This window comes from Patescibacteria group bacterium (assembly GCA_022560785.1).
Lineage (GTDB): Bacteria > Patescibacteriota > Minisyncoccia > Phycocordibacterales > JADFSL01 > JADFSL01.
The window spans coordinates 1-3,269 of sequence record JADFSL010000044.1 but is presented as its reverse complement, the minus strand read 5'-3'; the positions used below and the strand labels follow the sequence as shown (position 1 = coordinate 3,269).

Genomic DNA, 3,269 nt, shown 5'->3' with positions numbered 1-3,269 from the left:
GCAATACAGATAATACTTTTTTGTTGGAAATGATTGATACTCATTTATAAGTTGAATTACAGGTTCTTTAATCTTTGCAGGAGTGTATTTTTGAGTCTCTTTGTACTTCACCTGCATTACAAAATCGCTTGTATTGATATCTTGAATTTGTTCAAGATAAATAGGAGTGGTGTCATCTGCTTTGAATAGTTCCAGAATAGTTTTGTCTATTTGGAATTCAAATCCCTTAATCGCATAGTAACCTCCATCATACATTGCACATCTCCATTTCAACCCTCACTTCGCCACTCATCAATTTTGGCAATAGTGTATCTCGGAGTTTTTCAAGGGTGAGGATTTGTGATTTGTTTAGAAACATTTTCTTAAAGCATGGCGATACTGATTGTTCAAATCGAAGGATTTCAGCTTCTGTTGGCAAAGAAACTTTGATTTCTTTGAAAGTGGTAGTTGTTATCGTATCAAAGACACTACCATAAGCTGAAGACTGTAATTCTTCTACCACATGGTTTACAAGCAAGTATGTGAAGAAAAAACATTCTGAAATTTTAGAACTAGGCAATATACCGTAATTTGACTGGCTAAAAGTCACCGGTTGAGCAAGCAAACAATACTTCCCAACAGTGCCTCTTGCTGAGATCACAGTAGCATATTTCGGCAACAGCTTTGCGGAACTATTCTTTAACCCAACTTCAGTTATACTTTTTTCTGAGTGATTTATAAAAGATTTATGGTTCGATGCGATGTCACCACCAGCCAACCAAGGAATATCACCATCCCAATATTCAGCAATTGCTGTTTTTGGAGTACCCCCACCGATTAATTGGATAACTTCTAGAAGGCTGTCCTCCCACCAATCCTCCTTCGCCTCCTCAACAAACCACTGCCTGAAAAGAGTTTCTGCCAAGGCTTCGAGGGTTTTGTTCTGACGGTGGAGCAGGTCTATTTTGTCGTCGAGACTGGAAAGGACTGAGGCTATGGCTTTTTGTTCGGGGAGGGGAGGAAATAAGAATGATTCAGATTCAAGGTCGGATATTGTAATTTGTGACTGTGCGGAGCCACTATCCAAATATCTCAGTGTTTCTTTATGAAAATAGTAATAAAAAAATCTGTTATACACAACTGTGTTAGACAGAGAAAATTTTTTGTATTTCAAATTACTGCAAAGTGGAACCGGTTTTTCGGACAGCGGTAGAATCGTCTCAACGGTGGGTCACCCGGTAACGCTTGGTTTTTTTTTAGTGCCGGGAATTTTGCTTATGATCCACAGGTTCATAAATAGAATGAACATCTTACATTTCGTAATTATTTCGATACTCGTTACCGGGTTGTTTTTAACGTTTACAAGGGGAAGCTGGATAGCGGTCGGTATACCATTGCTCTTGCTGCTTTTCAAGCATAAAGCAGTTATACTCAAATTTGGTACAGTAGCTGTGCTATTGCTCGGCGCGCTGATTTTTTTTTCCGGCGAAGTGCGAAATACCCTTCTTACGCGAAATCCTATGAGTTATATCCAAAATCCTGTCGAAAAAAACCGGATTTCTTCCTACCTGACGGTGTCAAAAATTCTTACAGAATTTCCGTTGTTTGGCGTCGGAACTGCGAATTTTAGAATCCAGAGATTCGAATATGATGAATTCCAGACCGTAATAGAAGGACCCGATAATTTGTATTTGATGATACTTGCCGAAAACGGAATATTGGGGTTTGCGGCTTTTGTTATTCTTTTGTATACAATTTTCAATAGGATAAATAAAAGATTAAAAGAAACAAAATCAGAAGTTATCAGGGAGCATTTGGAAATTTACAAATTGATATTTATAGCGTTTTTAATAAACTTTTTTTTCTTCGACGCATTATATCACCCGGTGCCACGTATGATTTTCTGGTCTTTTCTAGGCGTAATGGCTTCTTTGGCATATAGGACTGATGAAGAACTTACCCAGAATGCTTAGCACCGAATCCAAATCTTTTCTTTCCTCCAAGGTAATGTTGTTCCTCCTTCTTTTTCTGCTGTCCGTTTTGGTTTCAATTCTGTTTTCACCTGATATTAGAACCGGATTGTTTGAGTATAGCATTTTACTTCTGATTATCGTTTTACCGTTAATCGCAGTTAAGGCGATCAAGAGAATCCATTTACAAAAATCGCTAATCTCGCTTTTTGTCATTTCTTCTGCGATTCTATCTCTTTGGGGAATTGCGGAATACTATGGTATAGCCTCATTTCAGACTAATCCTGAATTCGGGAGCAGAGTAGTTACAGCCTTTTCGAATCCCAATCATTATGCATCTTTTTTGAGCGCTACATTTTTGCCGATTCTTATATATTTCATTTGGACGAAAAACAAAAAAGTGAAATATTTGTTTCTGGTCCTGCTTTGCCTGGTTTTTACTAACATACTTTATGCAGGAAGCAGGGGAGTTTACATAAGTCTATTCTTTGCCACCGTGGTTTTAATGTTTGTGATGTTTAAGTATACATACGGATTGATCAAGTCAAACAAATACTGGTTGACGTCGTTACTTTTGTTATTCCTGGTAATCATAAATGTGTATTCCGTCCCGAATCCACTCCGGCACCATCAGTCCGTTTCAGTTGCAGATAGAATAGCGTCATCTGCGGAGATGATGAGACCCGGTACCACGAGAGACTTTTCCATAAGGGAGCGGGTATATATCTGGCATATAACACTGAGCATTATCAAACAAGCTCCCATACTCGGAACCGGGTTAGGGACGTATGAGAAAAACTTTATCCGGACAAGAGATATCTTACGCACTGATCAAGACTTCCTGAATAAATACCCGCCGGAAGTCTTCAAAAACATCAAGAATCATGCTCACAATGAGTTCTTGCACCTGTGGGCAGAATCCGGCATTTTTAGTGTATTATTTTTTGTTCTATTTGCCGTTTCAGTTCTTCTTTTAATTAGAAAGATACCGTTGATTCCTTCTGAGTTTGACAGGATGTTTTTTACTGCGGCGTTGTGCAGCGTTGGAATGATATTAATGCAGGGCTTGGTGAGTTATCCGCTGCATATATTACCCGTTGCTCTGATTTTCTGGACATATACAGCGTTTTTTGTAATAAAACCGGAGGAAGATGGTTGAAGATTTCCAGGTGGTTTTCACGTACACCGTTCAACCTGGTTTTTCTAACCTGAATATTTCATAAAATACTTGGATTTGCTCCGTCCTGCTCCACGGGAGTTCTATTGGGGCTAAGCGGGATTGTTATTATTGAAGTTAGTGGAAGATTCACCCACAAATCC

General features: G+C 38.8%; 4 protein-coding genes. 2 read left to right on the top strand and 2 right to left on the bottom strand.

Annotated features, from left to right (window positions below; all coding sequences use genetic code 11):
- Together IIB50_03140 and IIB50_03135 are read right to left on the bottom strand one after the other, a co-directional pair.
- The coding region (locus tag IIB50_03140; protein ID MCH7530083.1) for a hypothetical protein at positions 1–273 on the bottom strand (273 nt) is incomplete at its 3' end.
- Positions 248–1,195: a restriction endonuclease subunit S gene (locus IIB50_03135; protein MCH7530082.1), complete on the bottom strand. Its 948-nt coding sequence runs from the start codon at positions 1,193–1,195 to the stop codon at positions 248–250. The genes IIB50_03135 and IIB50_03140, both read right to left, overlap by 26 nt.
- On the opposite strand from IIB50_03135, the gene IIB50_03130 reads away from it, so the two are divergent.
- Positions 1,122–1,952 (top strand): O-antigen ligase family protein, encoded by an 831-nt coding sequence (locus IIB50_03130; GenBank protein MCH7530081.1) that lies wholly within the window; start codon positions 1,122–1,124, stop codon positions 1,950–1,952. The genes IIB50_03135 and IIB50_03130 overlap by 74 nt on opposite strands.
- Positions 1,927–3,108 carry an O-antigen ligase family protein gene (locus tag IIB50_03125; protein ID MCH7530080.1) on the top strand — a complete coding sequence of 394 codons (1,182 nt, stop codon included), beginning with the start codon at positions 1,927–1,929 and terminating at the stop codon, positions 3,106–3,108. The genes IIB50_03130 and IIB50_03125 overlap by 26 nt, the downstream gene beginning before the upstream one ends.
- The last annotated feature ends 161 nt before the right edge of the window (positions 3,109–3,269 follow it).